This is a genomic window from Rhodopseudomonas rhenobacensis (assembly GCF_014203125.1).
Taxonomy (GTDB): Bacteria; Pseudomonadota; Alphaproteobacteria; order Rhizobiales; family Xanthobacteraceae; genus Rhodopseudomonas_A; species Rhodopseudomonas_A rhenobacensis.
This window is the reverse complement of record NZ_JACHIH010000025.1, coordinates 1-20,393: the sequence shown is the minus strand read 5'-3', so window position 1 is coordinate 20,393 and position 20,393 is coordinate 1. Positions and strand designations below refer to the sequence as shown.

The following is a 20,393-nucleotide window of genomic DNA, read 5'->3' as shown; positions in this document are numbered from 1 at the left end:
TCGGCTCGCGCCTCAGCGCCAGCGGCGCTGCCGGGCACGCTCCAGCGTCTCAGAAGGCCGCTCGCCGAACGCCAGCCGATAGTCGCGGGCGAAATGCCCCTGGTTCTGGAAGCAGCATTTCAGCGCGGTGCCGAGCACCGTGGTGGACTTGTCGGCCATCTGCAGCATCGCGCGGGCGTGGGTCAGCCGTACGTTCTTGATGTACTCGTTCGGCGTCACGCCCCACGCCGCTTTGCAATGCTTGAACAGCGTCCGGATGTTGACATCGGCCGCCGTGGCCAATGCGGCGATGTTCAGCGGCCGGTCCCAATTGAGGTCGACGTAACGTTTCACCACCGTCACCGTATTGTGGGCCGAACTGGATTTCGGTCCCCGCTTGGCTTCGGTGACGTCCAGGCAAACGCCGATCAGGCCGGCGACGTCGTCGGTTTCGTCGAACACCGGCATCACCGTCTGATTCACCCAGCGGATTTCTCCGTCCGGGCGAATGATGCGGTGTTCGCTGCTGTAGACCATGCCGTTGCGGACTCGGCGAAGCTCCTCGACGACGCGCTCGCGGTCTTCGGGATGCAGCTGCGCGACAAAATCTTCGAATGTCGGCACCGCATCGTTCGGATCGCGACCGAGCAGGATTTTCAATCCGTCGGAGCAGTGCGCGATGTCGCTGCCGAAATCCTTGCACCAGAACGACGCGCTTTGGCCATGGCTGCAGGGCAGCGATTGACGATCCGTCGATTCCGGATCGGCCGGCGTGCCGATCACGCCGATTTCCACGGCGCTATCGTCGTGATCGCGCTGCAGCGCGGCCACCGTGACGCACACCGGCGCCACCGAGCTGTCCTTGCGGATGTAGCGCTTCTCGAGTGTGTAGGAGTCGATGTCGCCACGAAGCAGCCGCTGCAGCTGCGTGATACATCGCTCGATATCGTCGGGGTGGGTGAGATCTGCGAACAGCCGCTCGCCGTCGCTCAATTCATCGAACGAGTAGCCGACCATCTCGCAGAAGCGCGGGTTGGCAAATATCAGCTTGCGCGACCGTACGTCGAATTTGGCAAAGCCCAGGCCGCCACGCTCCACGGTCTGCTCGAGAAAAGAGAAAGGGACTGTCGCGGGCGACGCTTGGTTCGGAGGCCGAGTGATGTCGGTAACCGTGTTGGTGTGCTTCATATCGCGCTATCCATGCGCGTGGGCGCAGGGCCATGTCAACTATCCGACATATGGTCATGGCGTGAACGCGCTACTGAGTAGTTTACCTAGCCAGGGCATTATTTGATCTTTCGAGGCGCAATCTGAGTAGCTGCATTCGTCATGCGCGTGCCCCGAGCCAAACACCAACTGGCTTCCAATCTCTCGGTGCCTTCGGGTCGTTGCCGTTGCTGACGACGGGACATGTCAAACTCGCGCGTGGCAGTTGGTGCGCCGTCGTTGCGGTGCTGTTGCGACGGTCGTGACTGCGCATGATGGCGCGGCCGGGATTGCGTCGGCGAGATTCGGCGATGCATCGCGCGACGTGCGCGATCCCGCGTCAGGGTTTTCCTGACAGCCGGACCGCCGAACCGTCTCGTGCCCGCGCGGCGGCTCGGCGCGTCATCGATCCGCTGCTGCCGGCGGCGGCTGCCACTCCAAGGACGCGGTCCGCTCTGTCGCGCGGTCGCTCCGCCTCCCGATCTTTGCCCGCCCGCGGAACCAGCCGCCGTACCGGATCTTGTCATGCGTCGCGCCGTGTCGGCTGCCGATCGAATTCAGGGGTCCCATGAAACGCATTGTTCTTCTCGCCGGCCTGTTGTGTCTCGCTGAGCCGGCGTTGGCCGCGGCGTTGAAGCCGGACGCCATCAACGCCGCCGAATTCTCCGGCAAGATCCCGACCGAGGAGAAGCTCAGCCCGCTCGCGGTCAAGCTGCAGGTGCTGCTCGACCGCGCGCATTTCTCGCCGGGCGAGATCGACGGCCGGTTCGGCGAAAATGTCGAGAAGGCGCTGTTAGCCTATGCGGAGGCCAACGCGTTGCCGCCCGGCAAGGCGCTGACCCCGGAGATCTGGGCGAAGCTGAAGGCCAATTCCGGCGACCCGGTGCTGGCGCAATACACCATCACGGCGGAGGACCTGAAAGGTCCGTTCCTCGCCAAGCTGCCCGCCAAGATGGAGCAGATGAAGACGCTGAAGCATCTCAACTACACCGGCCCGAAGGAGGCGTTGAGCGAGCGCTTCCATATCAGCCAGGAATTGTTGGCCGAGCTCAATCCGGGGCAGAAATTCAATCGCGCCGGCGACGCCATCACCATCGTCAGCCTGCCGCCGGAGGCGATGCCGACGCCGGCCGTGCGCGTCGAGGTCGACAAAGAGCGCCAGACCGTCAAGGCGTTCGGCGCCGACGGCGCGTTGCTGGCGTTCTATCCCGCCAGCGTCGGCAGCGAAGAGAAGCCGACGCCGTCCGGCTCGCTGAAGGTCGACACCGTCGATGCCAATCCGAACTACCGCTACAACCCGAAATACAAATTCAGCGGCGTGAAGTCGAAGACCCCGTTCAATATCAAGCCGGGCCCGAACAATCCGGTCGGCGCGATGTGGATCGGGCTGACGGAGCCGGGCTACGGCATCCACGGCACCGCCGAGCCGTCGCGGGTCAGCAAAAGCGACTCCCACGGCTGCGTCCGCCTGACCAATTGGGACGTGCTGCGGCTGTCGCGAATGGTGAAGAAGGGCGTCGAGGTGGCGTTCGTCGACGACCAGCAGGCGGCGAAGTAGGGCGCCCGAGTCCTTCTGCTACTATGTCGCAGCGGGTTTCAGCGGTCGAGCGCGTTGGATTCGTTCGCGCTCGCGCGGCGAATGCATCGCCTCCCACAGATCGCTGCGCCGCTGCACGTTGAGCCAGAACTCGGCGCTGTTGCCGAACACTTTGGCCAGGATCAGCGCGGTCGCCGCGGTCACCGCGCGGCGGTTGTTGCACAATTCGTTGACGTGCTTGCGCTGCACACCCATGGCCTCGGCCAGGCGGCCCTGGGTCAAACCCAGCGGCTCGATGAACTCGGTGACCAGGATCTCGCCGACGTTCGCCGGCTTGCGTTTCGTCATCAGCATCGCGGGCCTCACCTGTAACTGTGGTTGTCGAGATAGATATCGGTCGCCTTGCCGCGGGCGCCATCCCATCGAAACACCAGCCGCCATTGCTGGTTGACCCGGATCGAATGAAAATTCGCCAATTGGCCGCGCAGCTTTTCGAAATGGTTGCTGGGCGGCGCGCGTAAATCCTGATCGCTGGTCGCGTCGTCGATCATCTGCAGCTTGCGATACAGCCGGTCTTGGAGGTCGGCAGGAATGTTTCGCGAACGAACGTCGTCAACGAAAAAGGCACGCAGCCATTCGTCATTGAAGCTGACGATCATCCCCGACCTCGGCAGAAGGTTGAGGCAGGGTACCACTCTATGGTACAACGGGCAACGTCGTCCCTGTCCCGCAATGACGGCTTCGACGGACGTCGCACTGGGATAAACGAAAATGGCCGGGCAGTGCCCGGCCATTGCAAATCGTTCGATGCGGCTTTTGGGCTTAGCCCTTGTAGTCGCGGACCCGCTTGATCATCTGCTCGACGTGAGCGATCGGGGTTTCCGGCTGGATGCCGTGGCCGAGGTTGAAGATGTGGCGGCCGCCCGAATAGCTCTTCAGCACGTCGTCGACCGCTTCGTCGAGCGCGGCACCGCCGGCGATCAGCACCAGCGGATCGAGGTTGCCCTGCACCACGACCTTGCTCTGCACCCGCTCGCGAACGAAGGACGGCTCGGCGGTCCAGTCGATCGACACGCCGTCGACGCCGGTGCGCTCGACGAACGCCGGCAGCATCGCGCCGGCGCCGCGCGGGAAGCCGATGATCTTGGCGCCCGGCTTGACCTTGCGCACGCCTTCGACGATGCGGCGGGTCGGCTCGATCGACCAGCGCTCGAATTCGCGCGGCGGCAGCACGCCGGCCCAGGTGTCGAAGATCTGCAGCACTTCGGCGCCGGCCTCGAGCTGCGCCAGCAGATAGCTGATCGAGCTCTCGACCAAGACGTCGATGATTTTGGCGAACGCGCCGGGGTGCTGGTAGGCCATGTTGCGGGCCGGGGCCTGATCCGGGGTGCCGTGGCCGGCCACCATGTAGGTCGCCACCGTGAACGGCGAGCCGCAGAAGCCGATCAGCGCGGTCTCGGGCGGCAGCTCGCGGCGCACGATCTTCAGCGCGTCGAACACCGGCTGCAGCTTCGACAAATCGATCGCCTTGGACAGCGTGCCGACCTTGTCCGGCGAATCCAACGGATCGAGCCGCGGGCCTTCGCCGACTTCGAACCGCACCGAGCGGCCGAGCGCGTAGGGCACCACCAGAATGTCGGAGAAGATGATCGCGGCGTCGAAGCCGAAGCGGCGGATCGGCTGCAGCGTCACCTCGGCGGCGAATTCCGCGTTGAAGCACAGGTCGAGAAAGCCGCCGGCCTTGGCGCGAACTTCCCGGTACTCCGGTAGATAGCGGCCGGCCTGACGCATCATCCACATCGGCGGCGAGGCCTGGCGATGACCGGACAGCACTTCAATGAACGGTTTGGTTACGAGATTCTGTGTCAAGACATGGTTCCATTGTTAATCGCCAAGCTTTCTCGACGGGTCTGATACACTGCCGACACCGTCTTGACCACGGCGAGATGCGGGCCAGATAGACTGAAACAGGAATTCCAGAATGAATGCAGTCGCACCCACCCTTGCTTTGCCCGCCACGGGCAACGCCCTCAGCTTGCCCGCGCCGGTCTCCGGAGAGCGCCACGAGATCGATAGTTCAGCAGGAAAGCTGAGCTATTGGGCCGCGGCTCCCGACACCGCCACCAACCAGACGCCGCTGCTGCTGATTCACAGCATCAACGCCGCCGGCTCGGCCTACGAGATCAAGCCGCTCTACGAGCACTACCGCACCATCCGCCCGGTCTATGCGATCGAGCTGCCGGGCTTTGGTCATACCTCGCGGGAAAACCGTCAATACACAATTCGGATGATGACGGACGCGATCCTCGCCGTCACCGCTGAGATCGCCAAGACGCACAATGGCCCGATCGACGCCATCGCGCTGTCGCTGTCGTCGGAGTTTCTGGCGCGCGCGGCCAACGAGCGGCCGCAGGCCTATCGCAGCGTGGCGCTGATCAGCCCGACCGGATTCGACACCCGCGCGGTGCGCTGGATCCGCGGCTCGCGGGCGAAGCCGTGGCTGCACAAGACCTTCGAGCAGCCGTTGTGGAGCGAGAGCTTCTTCCGCCTGCTGACCGCCCGCCCGGTGATCGGCTGGTTCCTGAAAAAGACCTTCGGCTCCAACAATTACGACCGGGGCCTGCTCGACTACGACTATCTGACGACGCATCAGCCGGGCGCGCAGCACGCGCCGTATTATTTCGTCTCCGGCTATCTGTTCGCCCAGGACGCGCTGGCGCTGTATCACGCGCTGCCGATGCCGGTGTGGATGTCGCACGGCAGCCGCGGCGACTTTGTCGATTACGGCAACAAGACCACCGTCGAGGGTCGGCCGAACTGGACCATCACGGTTTTTGAGACCGGCGCCATGCCGCATTTCGAGCTGCCCGAGGCGTTCATCCGCGATTATGATGCGTTCCTGGCCGGGGTCGAAAAGCCGCCTGTGCCGTAACGCGAGGGGCGATGTCCGATCTGATCTGGAGCCGGGACGGCAGCGACTGGCCGCATCGCGAGGCCAGCGAATTCGTTGCCGCCGCCGGCATCCGCTGGCACGTGCAGCGGATGGATTGCGCCGGCCCTGATGCGCCGGCAATCCTGTTGGTGCACGGCACCGGCGCCGCGTCGCATTCCTGGCGCGGGTTGATGCCGATCCTGGCGCAGCATTTCAGCGTGATCGCGCCGGACCTGCCCGGTCACGGCTTCACCGAGACGCCGCTGGCGCACCGGCTGTCGCTGCCGGGTATGGCGGCGGATCTCGCCGCGCTGCTGCGAGTGCTCGGCGTCGCGCCGCAGGTGGTGGTCGGCCATTCCGCTGGTGCCGCAATCCTGGCCCGGATGTGCCTCGACGGCAGCATCGCGCCGGAGCTGTTGGTCAGCCTCAACGGCGCCTTCCTGCCGTATGGCGGGCACGCCGCCAACCTGTTCTCGCCGCTGGCCAAGTTGCTGGTGCTGAATCCCTTCGTTCCGCGGATTTTCGCCTGGCAGGCGATGGTGCCGGGCTCGGTGGAGCGCTTGATCGGCAATACCGGGTCGCAGATCGAGCCCGCCGGCATCGCGCTCTATGGTAAACTGGTACGTAGTCCGACCCATGTCGCTGCGGCGCTGCGGATGATGGCCAATTGGCAGCTCGAGCCGCTGCTGCAGGCGATGCCCGGGCTGAAGGCCAAGTTGGTGCTGGTCACCGCCGACCGCGACCGGGCGATCGCGCCGGCCGAGGCGGTCCGGCTGAAGCAGATCTTCCCGCCGGCGGTGATTGAAAATCTCAGTGGCCTCGGTCACTTAGCCCATGAGGAGCGGCCCCGGCTGGTCGCCGATCTGATCATGAGCTACGCGGCGCCGACGGTTCAGCCCAGCGCTAGCGCGCTAACTGTGTCATGAAAATCTTACACAGGCGGGCTGGAAAACTGTCAAGAAACAGTTACACTGCCGTTCATGCTTGACCCAGGTTCCAAACCCATTCCCCCGATGCGCAATGATCATCAACCCCATGCGGTGGTGATCGGATCAGGTTTTGGCGGCCTCGCCGCCGCGGTCCGATTAGGCGCCAAGGGCTACCGCGTCAGCGTGCTGGAAAAGCTCGATGCGCCCGGCGGCCGCGCCTATGTCTACAAGCAGGACGGCTTCACCTTCGATGCCGGCCCGACTATCGTCACGGCGCCGTATCTGTTCGAAGAATTGTGGAAGCTGTGCGGCAAGAAGCTGTCCGACGACGTCACGCTGAAACCGATCGCGCCGTTCTACCGGATCCGCTTCAACGACGGCACCACCTTCGATTATTCCGACGACAAGGCGGACGTGCTGCGGCAGATCGCGCAGTTCTGCCCGGACGACGTCGCCGCCTATGACCGCTTCATGAAAGCCTCGGAGGCGATCTTCAAGGTCGGCTTCGAGCAGCTCGGCGACATGCCGTTCAACAACTTCACCGACATGGTGAAGATCGCCCCCGACATGATCAAGCTGGAGAGCTATCGCAGCGTCTACGGCCTGGTGTCGAAATATTTCCGCGATCCTCGGCTGCGTGTGGTGTTCTCGTTCCATCCGCTGTTGGTCGGCGGCAATCCGTTCAACGCCACCTCGGTGTATTGCCTGATCACCTTCCTGGAAAAGCACTGGGGCGTGCATTTTGCGATGGGCGGCACCGGCAAGCTCGCCGAGGGCCTGGTCAAGCTGATCATCGGCCAAGGCAACACCGTCCGCTACAATCAGGACGTCCGCGAGATCATCGTCGAGAACGGTGCCGCGACCGGCGTGCGGCTCGCCTCGGGCGAGGTGATCGACGCCGACATCGTGGTGTCGAACGCCGATTCCGCCTGGACCTATCGCTACCTGCTGCCGGCCGCGGTGCGCTCGCGCTGGACCGATCGCAAGATCGAGAAGGCGCGCTACTCGATGAGCCTGTTCCTTTGGTACTTCGGCACCAAGAAACAGTATCCCGACGTCAAGCACCACACCATCATGCTCGGGCCGCGCTACAAGGAGCTGGTCACCGACATCTTCAAGCGCAAGATCTGCGCCGACGATTTCAGCCTGTATCTGCACCGCCCGACCGCGACCGATCCGTCGCTGGCGCCGGAGGGCTGCGATACGTTCTACGTGCTGTCGCCGGTGCCGCATATGGACAGCGGCATCAACTGGCCGGCCAAGGCGGAGAGCTACCGCAAGCTGATCGCCAAGGAGCTCAGCAACACCATCCTGCCGGATCTGGAAAACCAGGTGGTCACCTCGCGGATGCTGACGCCGCTGGATTTCCAGGACCGGCTGTCGTCGTTCCGCGGCGCCGCCTTCGGCCTCGAGCCCATCCTCACGCAGTCGGCCTGGTTCAGGCCGCACAACAAGAGCGAAGATATCGATCGCTTGTATCTCGTCGGCGCCGGCACTCATCCCGGCGCTGGGCTACCCGGTGTGCTGTCGTCGGCGCGGGTGCTCGATGCGCTAGTCCCCGACGCTCACACCCTGGTGAAGTCATGACCTCGCAAGCCGATATCGCCGCCTGCCGCGAAATGCTGAAAGAGGGCTCGCGCACCTTTCACGCCGCCTCGCTGGTGTTGCCGCGGCGGATCAGCGATCCGGCGGTCGCGCTGTATGCGTTCTGCCGCGTCGCCGACGATGCGGTGGATCTCGGCATCGATCGCGCCGCCGCGGTCGAATTGCTGAAGGACCGGCTCGACCGCATCTGCCGCGGCCTGCCGATGCCGTATCCGTCCGACCGCGCCTTTGCCGACGTGGTGGCGCGCTACGCGATTCCCGAAACCATTCCCGAAGCGCTGATCGAGGGCCTGGAGTGGGACGCCGAAGGCCGTCGCTACGAGACGCTGTCCGACCTCTACGGCTACGCCGCCCGCGTCGCCGGCACCGTCGGCGTGATGATGACGCTGGTGATGGGGCAGCGCGCGCCCGATGTTGTCGCTCGCGCCTGCGATCTCGGCTGCGCCATGCAGCTCACCAACATCGCCCGCGACGTCGGCGAGGACGCCCGCGCCGGCCGGCTGTATCTGCCGCTGTCGTGGATGCGCGAAGCTGGCCTCGATCCGGATCAGTGGCTGCAGAACCCGGTGTTCAATTCGCAGATCGCCTCGATCGTCAAGCGGCTGCTCGACACCGCCGACGCGCTGTATGATCGCGCCACCTTCGGCATCGAGAACCTGCCGCGCGCCTGCCGCCCCGGCATCTTCGCCGCACGCGCGCTGTATGCCGAGATCGGCCGCGAGGTCGAACGCTCCGGCCTCGATTCGGTATCGAGCCGCGCGGTGGTCTCCACCGGCCGCAAGCTCGCGGTGCTGGCGCGGATGCTGGCGTTCAGCGAGACCGAATGGGCGCCGGCGAAGGATCTGCCGGCGCGGTTCGGCGACATGGCCGAGACCCGCTTCCTGATCGACGCCATCATCGCTACCCCGCTGCGCGAGACGCCGGTGGTGCCGCAGCCGAAACCGATCGAGGACAAGGTGGCCTGGCTGGTCGACCTGTTCTCCCGCTTGGAACGCCGCGACCAGCTGTCGCGCAGCCGGGCGTAAGCTCTTCTCGTTCAGGGCCTCGTGTCCCGGACGCGCTGCAGCGTTCTTCACGCTGCTGCGCAGAGCCGGGACCGTTCCAAATGCCGCGTTCCGTAACGGCCCCGGATCTGCAGCGCACCACGGGGCAAATGCGGCGCGTTGCGCTGCGTCCGGGGCACGGCGTCACATCGGCAGCCCCGTCCCGGCCCTTGCCAGCCATTCGCAAAAACACTCGAAGCCGGCCAAAGGTCGTGATACCCATGGCGCTCTTGGGGCAGTCCAGCCGAAGAGTTGCCGATGACCATCGACACCGATCTCCGCGCCGAGATCCCTCACGACCCCCGCAGCGAGGCGGAGCAGCACCGTGCCCGCGCCAAGGCCTGGTTCGAATCCTTGCGCGACAAGATCTGCGCCGAGGTCGAGGCGCTGGAGCGCGAGGCGCCGGCGGCGCTGTTTCCCGGCGAGCCGGCGCGTTTCAGCTACAAGCCGTGGCAGCGCCAGACCGGGCAGGGCGGCGGCGTCGGCGGATTTCTCTGCGGCGGCCGGCTGTTCGAAAAGATCGGCATCCACACCTCGTCGGCCAACGGCCGGCTCACCCCGGAGATGGCCAAGACCCTGCCCGGCGACGGCGTGCAGCTCGACTACGTCTCCAGCAGCATCAGCCTGATCATGCATCCGCGCAGTCCGCGGGTGCCGACCGTGCATATGAACACCCGGTATCTGTCGACCTCGCAGGGTTGGTTCGGCGGCGGCGCCGACCTCACGCCGATGCTGACCGAGCAGCGCCGCGCCGAGGCCGAGGACTGCGTCACCTTCCACGAAGCGATGCAGCGCGCCTGCAACGCGCATGATCCGGGCTACTACGCCAAATTCAAGCCGTGGGCCGACAGCTACTTCTATTTGCCGCATCGCGGCACCGCGCGCGGCGTTGGCGGCATCTTCTATGATCACCTCAACACCGGCGATTTCGAGCGCGATTTCGCCTTCACCCGCGACGTCGGCCTGGCGCTGCTCGAGGTCTATCCGAAGATCGTGCGCAAGCGGATGCAGCAGCCGTGGAGTGACGCCGAGCGCGCCCAGCAGCTCGCCTGTCGCGGGCTCTATGTCGAATTCAACCTGTTGTACGACAAGGGCACGATGTTCGGGCTGCAGACCGGCGGCAACATCGAGACCATCTTGAGTTCGATGCCGCCCTTGGTGAGCTGGGGTTAGGCTTGATCCTTTCGAGTTGGATTGATGCGTTTCGAGATCTGTATGCCGTCATCCCGGGGCACGAGCAGCGACGGCTGCGAGTGAGCCCGGGATCCATAACCCCTGCAGGGAATATGGATTCCGGACTTGCTCGTTCTTCGAACTCGCAATCCGGAATGACGACGGCATTTGGGTTGGATGCTTCAATCCCAACCGAAATGTTCTAGGGGCTGTGCGCGAGCGATAAGCCCCGATCGAGGGACGCCGCATGGAGGACTATTTTGGTCTGATCGAACTGGCGCTGGTGTTCGGCGGATTGCTCGCCGGCTGGGCGGTGCTGTCCGCGCAGGGCCGAAGGCTCGATCGCCAGCGTGCCGAACGCGACAAGAATCGCGGCGACGCGCCATGAACAGCGAGAGCTCGTTCAACTATTTCGAATTCATCCTGCTGGCGCTGTTCGTCTGCGCCTGGTTCATTCTCGAATGGCAGGGCAAACGCCTCGACAAAAAGCGCGAGGCGGAGAAGGCGAAGCGAGAGAGTGAAAAGCGGTAGGAAGCCGTAGGAGGGGTTGAGCGCAGCGAAACCCATCATCCCCGCGTTGTGCGGCGATGGGTTTCGCGAAGGGCTCAACCCATCCTACAGCCTTCTCAGCACCCCAACTGCGCCGCGTCGAAGCTGGTGGCCGCGTCGTCGTCCCAGCCGTCCCAGAGGAAATCGCCGTGGCGGTCGTCGGCGATCAGCCGGAACGCGTAGCGGGTCTGCTCCTCGTAGAACTCGCAATAGGCGCCGGTCTGCGTCATGCCGCCGTTCATCTCCTGCGCCTCGGCCGGGCAGGGCGATCCGCAGAAATGCCGGATCGCGCAACCCTGGCACGGCTTAATATCCTCGACCTTGCGGCCGGTGACCGCGGCGAACGCCGGCGTCTGCAACACGTCCTCGATGTCGTCTCGGAACAGGTTGCCGCCGTTGAACGCCGGCAGCCCGATGAACTCGCTGCACGGAAACAGGTCGCCGTTCGGGGCGAGGGCAAAGAACGCCCGGCCGCCGCCGCAGGGCGAGATGTCGCACATCAGCCGCCGCGCGGTCGGCGCCAGAATCCCGATCAGGATATTGGCGAAATTTGCGACCACCAGCTTGCGCCCGGTCTCGCGATACAGCGCGTGGCTGCGCTCCAATGCGGCGATGAAGGCCTGCGCCAGCGGCACGTCGTCGGGCCGCACGGTGCGGGCGCCGGGCAGCGTGCAGCGGATCACGTTGAGCATGCAGGCCGGCACTTCGCGTTGGTGCAAAAATTCCACCATCGGCGTCAGCTGGTCGAGGTTCTGCGAACTCATGGTGCAGATCACGTTGAAGGCCGGATAGCCCTTCAGCCGTTCGATCGCCTCCACCACCTTGCCGAACACGCCGACGCCGCCCCAATTGGCGCGGGTGCGGTCGGCGATCGCCTCGACCGGCGCATCCAGCGACAGCCCGATGCCGACGCCGCGCGAGGTCAAGAACTCCGCGGCCTTGTCGGTGAGCAGCGTGGCGTTGGTCTGCAGCCCGAAACGAAAGCGGTCTTTGTACGCGTCGATCGCCGCGAAGATCGCCTCGCGGGCGATCAACGGCTCGGCGCCGTGGAAGATGATCTGCGGCCGGCGGTCGGCCGGCATGTGGCGGCTGAAATAGCGGTCCAGCGTGTCCAGCGCCTTCAACAGCGTCGGGCCGTCCATGTCGATGCCGTCGCGGCGCATGTCGGCGGGGATGTAGCAATAGGTGCAGTTCAGATTGCAGCGCTCGGTGGCGTTGACATAGACCGCCGAGGGCTTCAGCCCGAACCGCAGCGCCTGCATCTCGCGGGCGAACTCGTCGGCCATGGTCCGGTAGCCGTCGAGCAGCGGCCCGCCGCCGAGCGTCTCGGCGAGCTGGTCCTTGCGCACCAGCGACCAGAACGCGGTGTCCGGCGAGATCAGCGCGATGTGGCTGGCATGGCCGATGTCGTAGGGCTGGATCGCGGGTCCGGCACCGCTGTTAATGAAACGGCCCCGCGAGGGGGCCGTTCCGGACGCCAATTGGAATGGCGCGTTCACTTCGCCGCCTCCTTGTCCATCAGCACGAAGTGCGACAGGCCGGTGCCTTCGGAATCGCAGGTCTTGCGAATCGCGATGACGTCGGGCCGCAGCACGGCGGGCTCGGTGGCGGGGCGGGCGGTGGTCGAGGTGGCAATCTTAGTCATCATCAGGCTCCATCGTGATGACCGGGCATGCGGCAAGGCGCGCGCGTAAGCACGTTCCTCACCGAAACCCTTTGCCATCGGATTTCGCCCGGTCGGACCGTTTCAGCAGGTCTTCTGGCTCTCGGATCGTCCGCCGTCTGCGCCTTCCCGACAGGACTTCCCCATCAGTGACTGGCTTTCGCCTTGCAGCCGGCGTCCCCGAATACAGCGGCGGGTCCGCCACGGAATTGCACCGTGTTCCTGGATACTGAAACTATCGCTCACGATTACTGCGCGGCGGCGGGCTCGTCAAACTCCGAGGTTGGCGCAGTCAGTGCTGGCCTGCACAGAGGTAACCTTCTACGGTATTGGGGGGCCGCAGCTATTTCCAAGCGGATGGAACTTGGCGCGACTGATTTCCGTTAGGTGTATGTTTCGAGCGGACCCGACCGGTCCGACTGGCTGCTATCATTGACAAAGGCATAATCATACCATGCCGAAATTTTCGTTCCCGAAACTCTCGCCGAAATCCTGGGGCTATCTGGCAGCAGCCGGCGTCGTCGCGCTGATCGTCGCCGCGGCGGTGGAATACATCGCCAGGACCCAGTTCGGGTTCTCCCCGGACGGCATCCGCTACGCGGCGTTCAATGTCGCGAGCCTTGTGGTGGCTTATCTGCTGGTCGCCGGCATCGGCCGCGAGCAGAAGGGCAAGAATTAAAAGCTCTTCGCGTTGGATGGATGCAAAAGTCCCGGCTGTCATCCCGGGGCAGGAGCAGCGAAGCTGCGAGTGAGCCCGGGATCCATAACCCCTGCAGGGGATATGGATTCCGGACTTGCTCGTTCTTCGAACTCGCAATCCGGAATGACGGCCGCGTTTGAATTGGATGCTTCAGTATCCCAGACAAAAATGGTCGAGCCCAAGAAAGAGATTCGACCCGACCAGCCGCGCTCACACCCGCCCGTAGCAGTGGAAGCCGCCATAGATCCCGGAGCGGTCGCGGGAAAACCCGATGGCGCTGCGCGCCTCGTCGCGGCGCCAGACCTCGCGCAGTGACGCGAGTTCGTCGCCTTCGAGCGGCGAGTCGGCGCCGGCGGTGCGGAAGATCACCCGCACCCGCTCGCTGCCGGTACGGTCGATCGCATTCCACAGCGCGCGGATTTCGTCGGGCGCCATCCAGTCCTGCGAGTCGAGCAGCACCACCGCGTCGATCTGGTTGGCCGGCAGGCTTTCCAGAAACACCCGCAGATTGGCGTGCACCGGGATCACCAGCCCGGCGCCGCCCCGCATCCGCGCGAACTGGCCGGCCTGCAGATAGGGCGGCAGGCAAGTGTCGCCCGGCCCCGGATAGCGGCGGCTGAGCGCCTGCCAGGCGAAGTAATTAGTATCGTTGGGGTGCACGTTGATCAGCTTGAGCAGTCGCTCGTGCAGCACCTGGTTGAGCGGCGAGTTGCCGCCCAACAGATCGCGCTGCTGCGGCGGAATGCCGAGGCTGAACAACAGCGCCGGGGTCCTGGTGATGAACCGCGCCAATGCTGAATGAAACAGCCGGTCGAGCCGCGCCAGCGCCTCGACGCGTTTCGGCGCCTCGCGGTTGTCGTCGAGCAACGCGGCAAGATCGATCCGCGCCAGCTTGGCCAGGATATGCGCCATGCCGATGAAGCGGCCGAGCACGCCGTGGCGATAGAAGCCGTCGGTGAAGTAAGCGTGGCGCGGCCGGGCCAGGAGATTGCGCTTGTCCCAGAACTCGCGGGCCTCGGGGTCGAGCAACGGCCGCAGCTTGTTGCGATAGAGCTCGGCGTTGGCCTCATCGGCGCCTTCGCCGAAGAACTGCCAGAAATCCGCGTAGTTGGCGAATGCGCGCAAGCCCGCGAGCTTCAATTTCAGCAGCGACAGATGCGCCTCGTTGAGGTCGACCGCGAACACCTGCGCGGGCCGCGCGGTGAGGTAGGACAGCGCGTTGCAGCCGCCGGATGAAATCGTCACGATGGTGGAGCCGACCGGCAATTGCAGCGCGGCGAGGTCGGCCTCGGGATCTTCCCAGATCTGGGTGTAGACCAGACGGCGAAACCAGAACGCAAACAACTTGTCCCAAACGGTCGACTCGTCGCGGCTGCGGCTGTTGCGGACGGCGTCCGCGATCAAGTGCGTATTCATGGGACCCTCGAATCGGCAATCTGCAGAAAATATCCACCGCGCACTGCAGTTTTGCGACAACGCCCGGCTTTTCCCGCGCGAGGTGTCACACCGCTGTCGCGCAAACATCGCAAGGATGAGGCAACCCCACACTTGATGAGGTGCAACGATGTCCGCATTTCAGCCCGAGATTGGCGTCGACGGCTCCTGGCCGGTCGACGCTACGCAGCGCATGAACCGGATGTATCGCTGGCAGCGCCACATCTACGATGCGACGCGGCGTTACTACCTGCTCGGCCGCGACCACATGATCGACGGCCTGAAGCCGGCGCCGCGCGCGCGCGTGCTGGAGATCGGCTGCGGCACCGGCCGCAATCTGATCGTCGCCTCGCGGCGTTATCCGGAAGCCAAATTCTTCGGCCTCGACGTCTCCACCGAGATGCTGACCTCGGCGATCGCGGCGATTGCCCGCGACGGCCGCAGCGACCGCGTTCGCGTCGCGCATGGCGACGCCACCGCGTTCGATCCGCGCCGGATGTTCGGCGTCCGCGCCTTCGATCACGTGATGATTTCCTACTGCCTGTCGATGATCGCGGACTGGCCGCACGTACTCGAAGCCGCGGCGCATCATCTGGCGCCGGGCGGCAGCCTGCACATCGTCGATTTCGGCGATCAGCACGGCCTGCCGCGCTGGGCCCGCACGCTGCTGCGACGCTGGCTGGCGCTGTTCGACGTCACCCCGCGCGACGATCTGGCGCGCACGCTGCAGCGCTTCGCTGACAGCCGCGGCGCCACGCTTCGCTTCGAGCGGCCGTATCGCGGCTACGCTCAATATGCGGTGATCAGCCTGCCGCCGGGACCGCGCGCGCCTTGAACGGCTGGCTTGCGCTGTTCGCCGCGGGGCTTCTGGAAATCGCCTGGGCGATGGGGCTGAAATATTCCGACGGGCTGACCCGGTTCTGGCCGACCGCCGCGACCGCGCTGGCGATTCTCGCCAGTTTCGCCTTGATGGCGGTGGCGCTGAAATCGCTGCCGTTCGGCACCGCCTACGCGGTGTGGACCGGGATCGGCGCCGCCGGCACCATCGTGGTCGGCATGCTGATGTTCGGCGAATCCGCCGATCCGGTGCGGCTGTTGTGCCTGCTGCTGATCGTCGCCGGCATGATCGGGCTGAAGCTGAATTCGTCGGTGTAATCTCGTGTATGTGCCTTCCGTGTCCCGGCCGCGGGGCAGCGCGAAGCGCTGCTCCGCAGAACCGGGACCGTTACGGAGTCCGCATTTCGAACGGTCCCGGCTCGCGGGTGCGGCGCTGACGCGCCACACCGCGTCCGGGACACGCGTCAGATCGGAGTGCGCTGGTCGGCCATCACAATCCGTTGCGCGGAATTCAAGGTCCCGCCGCAAAGCGGTCGCACCCTATTCATCTACCGCCCGTATCAAGCCCGCAGCACCACGGATTGAAGGCGGACGCGATGGCGACGGAAATCGGATGCAGCCTGACCCCGGATCATTGGCACACACTGCGCGCGCTGCGGCTGCCCGCCGCAGAGCGGCGCGCGATGAACACTCACGCTTTGGCCGAGCTGATCTCGCTCGGGCTGGCGGCACCGGGCGACGACGGCCCGCGCATCACCCCGACCGGGCGCAGCGTGCTGCTGCGCGGCTCGCCGTCGCTGTGGGACCTCGCGGCGTAACGTGCGCCTCGCGCGCTACCTGATGATGCCGATCCGCCGCAGGATCAGATAGGCCGACAGCGACGCCAGACAGATCAGCGCCGCCGCCCACCAGAACCCAGCGTCGCTGTCGGTGAACGGCAGCCCCTTGGTGTTCATGCCGAAGATGCCGGTGACCAGCGTCGGCGGCATCAACAGCGCGGTCAGCACCGACAGCACCCGCAGGCTGTTGTTGCCCTGTTCCTCGATCTTCAGCTGCAGCTCTTCCTGCAGCAACCGGCTGCGCTCGCGCATCTCGATGATGGTGCGGTCGAGCCCGTCGAGCCGTTGCGCCAATTTGCCGGCGGCGATCTGCAGCGCCGGCTTCAGCTCGGAGGTGTCCTTCTCTTCCAGCCGGTGGAACACCTGCTGCAGCCCGGACAATTGCCGATGCAGCCGCACGCAGGTCCGCCGCACCTGGCCGAGATTCTTGCGCAGATCGACGTCCTCGTCCGACAGCACCTCTTCCTCGATGTCGTCGAGCGTCTCGGCGAGCCGGTCGATCACCCGTTCCATGGTGGCGGCGACGTTCTCGACGATGGTTTCGAACAATGTTGCGACGCTGTCGATGCGGCAGCCGTTTTCCAGCGCGCGCCTGGTGGCGTCGGCGGCGCACAGCGCGCGGTGCCGGCCGCTCAGCAGCAGGTGCTCGGTCATCACGAAGCGCAGATAGCCGGTGTCCTCGGTGGCGCCGCCGATGTCGCGCAACAGGTCGGCGATCACCCCGTAGGCGCCGTCGTCGCTGGCGTGCAGCTGCTGATAGGTGTCCTTCGACAGCAGCAGCGCGCGGGCCTGTTCGGGAATCGGCAGCGCCGCGGACTCCAGCCACTGCAGCGCGCGGGTGTCGGTCAGGTTGAAATGCAGCCAGAGCCGCGCGTCGTGTTGCGGCTCGATCGGCCGATCGACCGGCAACGCTTGCGGCCGACCGTCGGCGCCGATCCGGAACGCCCACACCAGCCCCGGGATCGGCTGCGGCGGCGCCAATAGCGGGATTTCGGGGTCGATCGGAAGGCTGTGCGCGGCGGGAACGTCGGACGTCATGATGCGGTCATCGAACTACTCCGGCCGCGGACCGGCCATCACGCCTATGAAATGACCTTTGTGTTACGGCAATGTGTCAGTCTGACCATCTCGGCTGAAGCGACTGCCAGCCATGACGAGAAGCATGCACAGTCGGGGCACGCCTGCTCGTAACCCACGCCCTGTCGTCATTGCGAGCCGAGGACGGCGCGCAGCGCCGGCCGACCAGCGAAGCAATCCAGGGGCTGCACGCTTAGCCCTGGATTGCTTCGTCGCAAGAGCTGCTCGCAATGACGAACTCGAGCGCTGACTACGTCTCTCGCCCTTTTGCCTCAAAACAGCCGCGAGAACACGAAGTACAGCGCGCCCGACAACAGGATCGCCGCCGGCAGCGTCAGCACCCAGGCAAGGTCAGCGGATTGAAGCCGTTGTCGAGATTGGGCCGCGCCGCCGGCTGCACCGGGCCGCCGTCCATCGATGGGTCGAGCGTCAAATCGGTCATGCAACATCCCTCATCTGCAAATGAGCGGTCATCAATGACCGAGGGAGTTGAAGTCTGGATGACAGCGGGGAACCGGGCGGCGCGGAACCGCTGTCGTGGAGTGATTCAGGAGGGCTGTTTCCTGCTGCGCAGCTCAGCTGTTCCTCTCCTGCGCCGGCCCAAACTCAGGCTGTCATTCCGGGGCGCGAGGCCGAAGGCCGAGCGAACCCGGAATCCAGTATTCCAGGGCGGTGAGTACTGGATCCCGGGTTCACTCGCGGCTCACGCCGCTCGTGCCCCGGGATGACGGTTTCTATTAGAGACGAGGCACGTGTCCCGGACGCTGTGCCGCGCGTTTGGCGCGGCACAGCGAGCCGGGACCGTTACGCGCTAAATCTCGACCGTTGCAAGCGCCGCGTTCCGTAACGGCCCCGGCTCTGCAACGCACCACGCCGCAAGCGCGGCGCGGTGCGCCGCGTCCGGGGCGCGCCCTCTTTGGAGCGCGATCTGCATCCGCCGCGTGATGACGTCCAGAATCACCCCCGCCTGATCACCTCCAACAGCTCCCTGCCATGCTGCTCGGCGGGGCCGACATTGCTGATGGTGACGTCGGCGGCGACGTCGGCGTCACTGACCGTGCGGTGCAGCCGCTCGTCGAGCGAGCCATCGCTCGGCCGCTTCCTTGCGGCGAGCCTTGCGGCCAACACGTCGGGCGGCGCGGTGATCAGCACCACGGTGACGTGCGCGTAAGTCTTGCGGATCGCCGGCAGCACCGCGCGCGAGACGTTGATCACCACGCTGCGGCCGGCGCGGATCGCATCATTGATCGCCACAGGCAGGCCGTAGCGCAGCCCGTGGGCGCCCCAATTGAGCGCGAAGGCGCCGCGCGCCAATGCTTCATCAAACGCCTGCGGCGTCAGCGTGTCGTTGTCCTCATAGGCCGAGGCCGCGCGGGTGACGACGCGGCGCGGGAACAGCACCTCGGGGCCGCAGCCGGCACGCGCCAGCGCGATCAGCGTGTCCTTGCCGGCGCCGCTCGGGCCGACCACCGCGATGAAGTGGCCGGGGCCGATCGGCGCTGCTGCTTGTTCGGCGCTGGTGAAAAGGTCGCTCACGCCACCCGATTCCCTTCGCGCCAGACGCTGCGCACCGCCGGCACCTCGTGCGCGACGTGGACCCTGATCAGATCGGCGCGCTTGCCGATCGCGATCTCGCCGCGATCGTTGAGCCCGACCGCTTCCGCCGGCGCCTTGGTGACGGTGCGCACCGCCGCGGCGAGATCGATCGCGGGCGCGCGGTCCGGCAATTGCAGCGCCGCCATCAACAAGCTCGACGGGATGTAGTCCGACGATAGAATGTCCAAGAGCCCCTCGCGGGCGAGATCGATCGCCGCGATGTTGCCGGAATGCGAGCCGCCGCGCACCACATTCGGCGCGCCCATCAGAATGTCGATGCCGGCCTCGTGCAAGCCGCGCGCGGCTTCCAGCGTGGTGGGAAATTCCGCCACCGCCACCCGGTCGCGCAGCGCGTCGGCGACGTTTTCCTCGGTGGTGTCGTCGTGGCTGGCCAGCGGAATGGCGTGCTGATGCGCCAAGGCCACGATCGCGCGCATATTGGCCTCGGCGTAGTTCTCTTTGCAGAACAGCCGGCGCGCGAACATCACGTCGAGCTCGGCGTCGGTCATGCCGGCGCCCTTGCCGCGATAATACTCGCGCAGCTTTCCTTCGTCGCGAAACTGGCGCTGGCCCGGGGTGTGGTCCATCAGCGACATCAGCCGCACGTCGGGGCGGTCGATCAGCTCCTTGGCTTCGTGCACCACGTTGGGCATCGGGATTTCGCAGCGCAGATGCAGATAATGCTCGGCGCGCAGCAGATTGGCGTCGCGCGCGGCGGCGATCGCCTCGGCGAGGATGACGGCCTGGCCGTCGACGTCGTCGGCGCCTTCCTCGCGCCACACCCGCAGCGAATCCAGCACCGTGGTGATGCCGCAGGTCGCGAGCTGCCCGTCATACGACACCACCGCCGCCACCGGGTCCCATTGCACCTTGGGCCGCGGCTGATAATGCATCTCCAGATGATCGGTATGCAATTCGATCAGGCCGGGCATCAGCAGGTCGCCGCCACAATCGACGCTGCCGCGCGGGGCGGGGCCTTCGCCGAATTCGGCGATGCGGCCGGCTTCGATCGCCACCCAGCCGCGATCGATGACGCGGTCGGCCAGCACGATGCGGGCATTGCCGAGCAGAGATTGAGAGTCAGGCGTGGTCATTTGATCTGTCCTTGGAGCACTGATTCACCTCTCCCCGCTTGCGGGGAGAGGTCGACCTGGCGGAGCACCCGGATCGGCGCTTCGCGCCGTCCGAGTACAAGCTCCGCGAAGCCGGGTCGGGTGAGCGACTATCTGGCGTGTCAAGTTGCATTAGCGTATTCGGCTCGCGCATCGCGCGCTTTGGCGTTGAGGCGGACCAG

The 20,393-nt window shown here is 65.5% G+C and carries 22 protein-coding genes and 1 riboswitch; of the genes, 12 read left to right on the top strand and 10 right to left on the bottom strand.

Going from position 1 to position 20,393, the window contains the following annotated elements:
* Positions 1–12: 12 nt before the first annotated feature.
* A complete protein-coding gene (locus tag HNR60_RS17455) occupies positions 13–1,077 on the bottom strand; it encodes a PAS domain-containing protein (protein WP_347339355.1) in 1,065 nt (354 codons plus the stop codon).
* Between the two features lie 676 nt (positions 1,078–1,753).
* Between HNR60_RS17455 and HNR60_RS17450 the strand changes: the two genes are divergently transcribed.
* On the top strand, positions 1,754–2,743 hold the full coding sequence (locus tag HNR60_RS17450; protein ID WP_184259802.1) for a L,D-transpeptidase family protein: 990 nt from the start codon (positions 1,754–1,756) through the stop codon (positions 2,741–2,743).
* A 21-nt stretch (positions 2,744–2,764) separates the two neighbouring features.
* Here the strand turns inward: HNR60_RS17450 and HNR60_RS17445 are convergent, their stop codons facing one another.
* From HNR60_RS17445 to hemE, 3 genes are all read right to left on the bottom strand, one after another.
* On the bottom strand, positions 2,765–3,076 hold the full coding sequence (locus HNR60_RS17445) for a HigA family addiction module antitoxin (RefSeq protein WP_184259799.1): 312 nt from the start codon (positions 3,074–3,076) through the stop codon (positions 2,765–2,767).
* Between the two features lie 8 nt (positions 3,077–3,084).
* A complete protein-coding gene (locus tag HNR60_RS17440) occupies positions 3,085–3,381 on the bottom strand; it encodes a type II toxin-antitoxin system RelE/ParE family toxin (RefSeq protein ID WP_184259970.1) in 297 nt (98 codons plus the stop codon).
* A 163-nt stretch (positions 3,382–3,544) separates the two neighbouring features.
* Complete coding sequence (gene hemE, locus HNR60_RS17435; protein WP_184259796.1) at positions 3,545–4,591, bottom strand: uroporphyrinogen decarboxylase; 1,047 nt, start codon at positions 4,589–4,591, stop codon at positions 3,545–3,547.
* Positions 4,592–4,703: 112 nt separating this feature from the next.
* Here hemE and HNR60_RS17430 point away from each other — a divergent pair, with 112 nt between their 5' ends.
* The 7 genes from HNR60_RS17430 (at position 4,704) to HNR60_RS17400 (ending at position 10,935) form a co-directional block, all read left to right on the top strand.
* Positions 4,704–5,654, top strand: a complete 951-nt coding sequence (locus HNR60_RS17430; protein ID WP_184259793.1) for an alpha/beta fold hydrolase — start codon at positions 4,704–4,706, stop codon at positions 5,652–5,654.
* An 11-nt stretch (positions 5,655–5,665) separates the two neighbouring features.
* The gene (bchO, locus tag HNR60_RS17425) at positions 5,666–6,580 is read left to right on the top strand and encodes an alpha/beta fold hydrolase BchO (RefSeq protein ID WP_184259790.1); all 915 of its coding nucleotides are present in this window, start codon (positions 5,666–5,668) and stop codon (positions 6,578–6,580) included.
* 54 nt (positions 6,581–6,634) lie between these two features.
* A complete protein-coding gene (locus HNR60_RS17420) occupies positions 6,635–8,170 on the top strand; it encodes a phytoene desaturase (protein ID WP_184259787.1) in 1,536 nt (511 codons plus the stop codon).
* The gene (locus HNR60_RS17415) at positions 8,167–9,213 is read left to right on the top strand and encodes a phytoene/squalene synthase family protein (protein ID WP_184259784.1); all 1,047 of its coding nucleotides are present in this window, start codon (positions 8,167–8,169) and stop codon (positions 9,211–9,213) included. The genes HNR60_RS17420 and HNR60_RS17415 overlap by 4 nt, the downstream gene beginning before the upstream one ends.
* A 276-nt stretch (positions 9,214–9,489) precedes the next feature.
* Positions 9,490–10,404, top strand: coding sequence for an oxygen-dependent coproporphyrinogen oxidase (hemF, locus tag HNR60_RS17410; RefSeq protein ID WP_184259781.1), 915 nt, complete (start codon positions 9,490–9,492; stop codon positions 10,402–10,404).
* Positions 10,405–10,651: 247 nt separating this feature from the next.
* Positions 10,652–10,792, top strand: coding sequence for a hypothetical protein (locus tag HNR60_RS17405; RefSeq protein WP_184259779.1), 141 nt, complete (start codon positions 10,652–10,654; stop codon positions 10,790–10,792).
* Entirely contained in the window at positions 10,789–10,935 is a 147-nt protein-coding gene (locus tag HNR60_RS17400; protein WP_184259776.1) for a hypothetical protein, read from the top strand. Before HNR60_RS17405 ends, HNR60_RS17400 begins: the two co-directional genes overlap by 4 nt.
* Positions 10,936–11,030: 95 nt before the next feature.
* Here HNR60_RS17400 and cbpB read toward each other — a convergent pair whose 3' ends face one another.
* Together cbpB and cbpA are read right to left on the bottom strand one after the other, a co-directional pair.
* Positions 11,031–12,452: a peptide-modifying radical SAM enzyme CbpB gene (cbpB, locus tag HNR60_RS17395; protein ID WP_347339354.1), complete on the bottom strand. Its 1,422-nt coding sequence runs from the start codon at positions 12,450–12,452 to the stop codon at positions 11,031–11,033.
* Positions 12,449–12,598, bottom strand: a complete 150-nt coding sequence (cbpA, locus tag HNR60_RS17390; protein ID WP_184259773.1) for a modified peptide precursor CbpA — start codon at positions 12,596–12,598, stop codon at positions 12,449–12,451. Before cbpA ends, cbpB begins: the two co-directional genes overlap by 4 nt.
* A gap of 87 nt (positions 12,599–12,685) precedes the next feature.
* A riboswitch (cobalamin riboswitch) is annotated at positions 12,686–12,865 on the bottom strand.
* A 205-nt stretch (positions 12,866–13,070) separates the two neighbouring features.
* Here cbpA and HNR60_RS17385 point away from each other — a divergent pair.
* Positions 13,071–13,295: a hypothetical protein gene (locus HNR60_RS17385; RefSeq protein WP_184259769.1), complete on the top strand. Its 225-nt coding sequence runs from the start codon at positions 13,071–13,073 to the stop codon at positions 13,293–13,295.
* Positions 13,296–13,526: 231 nt separating this feature from the next.
* Here the strand turns inward: HNR60_RS17385 and HNR60_RS17380 are convergent, their stop codons facing one another.
* Complete coding sequence (locus HNR60_RS17380) at positions 13,527–14,732, bottom strand: BtaA family protein (protein WP_184259766.1); 1,206 nt, start codon at positions 14,730–14,732, stop codon at positions 13,527–13,529.
* Positions 14,733–14,880: 148 nt separating this feature from the next.
* Between HNR60_RS17380 and HNR60_RS17375 the strand changes: the two genes are divergently transcribed.
* The 3 genes from HNR60_RS17375 to HNR60_RS17365 all read left to right on the top strand — a co-directional run bounded on the left by HNR60_RS17375 (position 14,881) and on the right by HNR60_RS17365 (position 16,405).
* Positions 14,881–15,585: a class I SAM-dependent methyltransferase gene (locus HNR60_RS17375; protein ID WP_184259763.1), complete on the top strand. Its 705-nt coding sequence runs from the start codon at positions 14,881–14,883 to the stop codon at positions 15,583–15,585.
* The gene (locus tag HNR60_RS17370; protein ID WP_184259760.1) at positions 15,582–15,905 is read left to right on the top strand and encodes a DMT family transporter; all 324 of its coding nucleotides are present in this window, start codon (positions 15,582–15,584) and stop codon (positions 15,903–15,905) included. Before HNR60_RS17375 ends, HNR60_RS17370 begins: the two co-directional genes overlap by 4 nt.
* Before the next feature lie 278 nt (positions 15,906–16,183).
* Complete coding sequence (locus HNR60_RS17365; protein ID WP_184259757.1) at positions 16,184–16,405, top strand: hypothetical protein; 222 nt, start codon at positions 16,184–16,186, stop codon at positions 16,403–16,405.
* A gap of 15 nt (positions 16,406–16,420) precedes the next feature.
* On the opposite strand, the gene HNR60_RS17360 is transcribed toward HNR60_RS17365, so the two are convergent.
* The 3 genes from HNR60_RS17360 to HNR60_RS17350 form a co-directional block, all read right to left on the bottom strand.
* Complete coding sequence (locus HNR60_RS17360) at positions 16,421–17,464, bottom strand: transporter (RefSeq protein WP_246432984.1); 1,044 nt, start codon at positions 17,462–17,464, stop codon at positions 16,421–16,423.
* A 996-nt stretch (positions 17,465–18,460) separates the two neighbouring features.
* Complete coding sequence (phnN, locus tag HNR60_RS17355; RefSeq protein WP_184259754.1) at positions 18,461–19,039, bottom strand: phosphonate metabolism protein/1,5-bisphosphokinase (PRPP-forming) PhnN; 579 nt, start codon at positions 19,037–19,039, stop codon at positions 18,461–18,463.
* Positions 19,036–20,193 carry an alpha-D-ribose 1-methylphosphonate 5-triphosphate diphosphatase gene (locus HNR60_RS17350; RefSeq protein ID WP_184259751.1) on the bottom strand — a complete coding sequence of 386 codons (1,158 nt, stop codon included), beginning with the start codon at positions 20,191–20,193 and terminating at the stop codon, positions 19,036–19,038. The genes phnN and HNR60_RS17350 overlap by 4 nt, the downstream gene beginning before the upstream one ends.
* Positions 20,194–20,393: the final 200 nt, after the last annotated feature.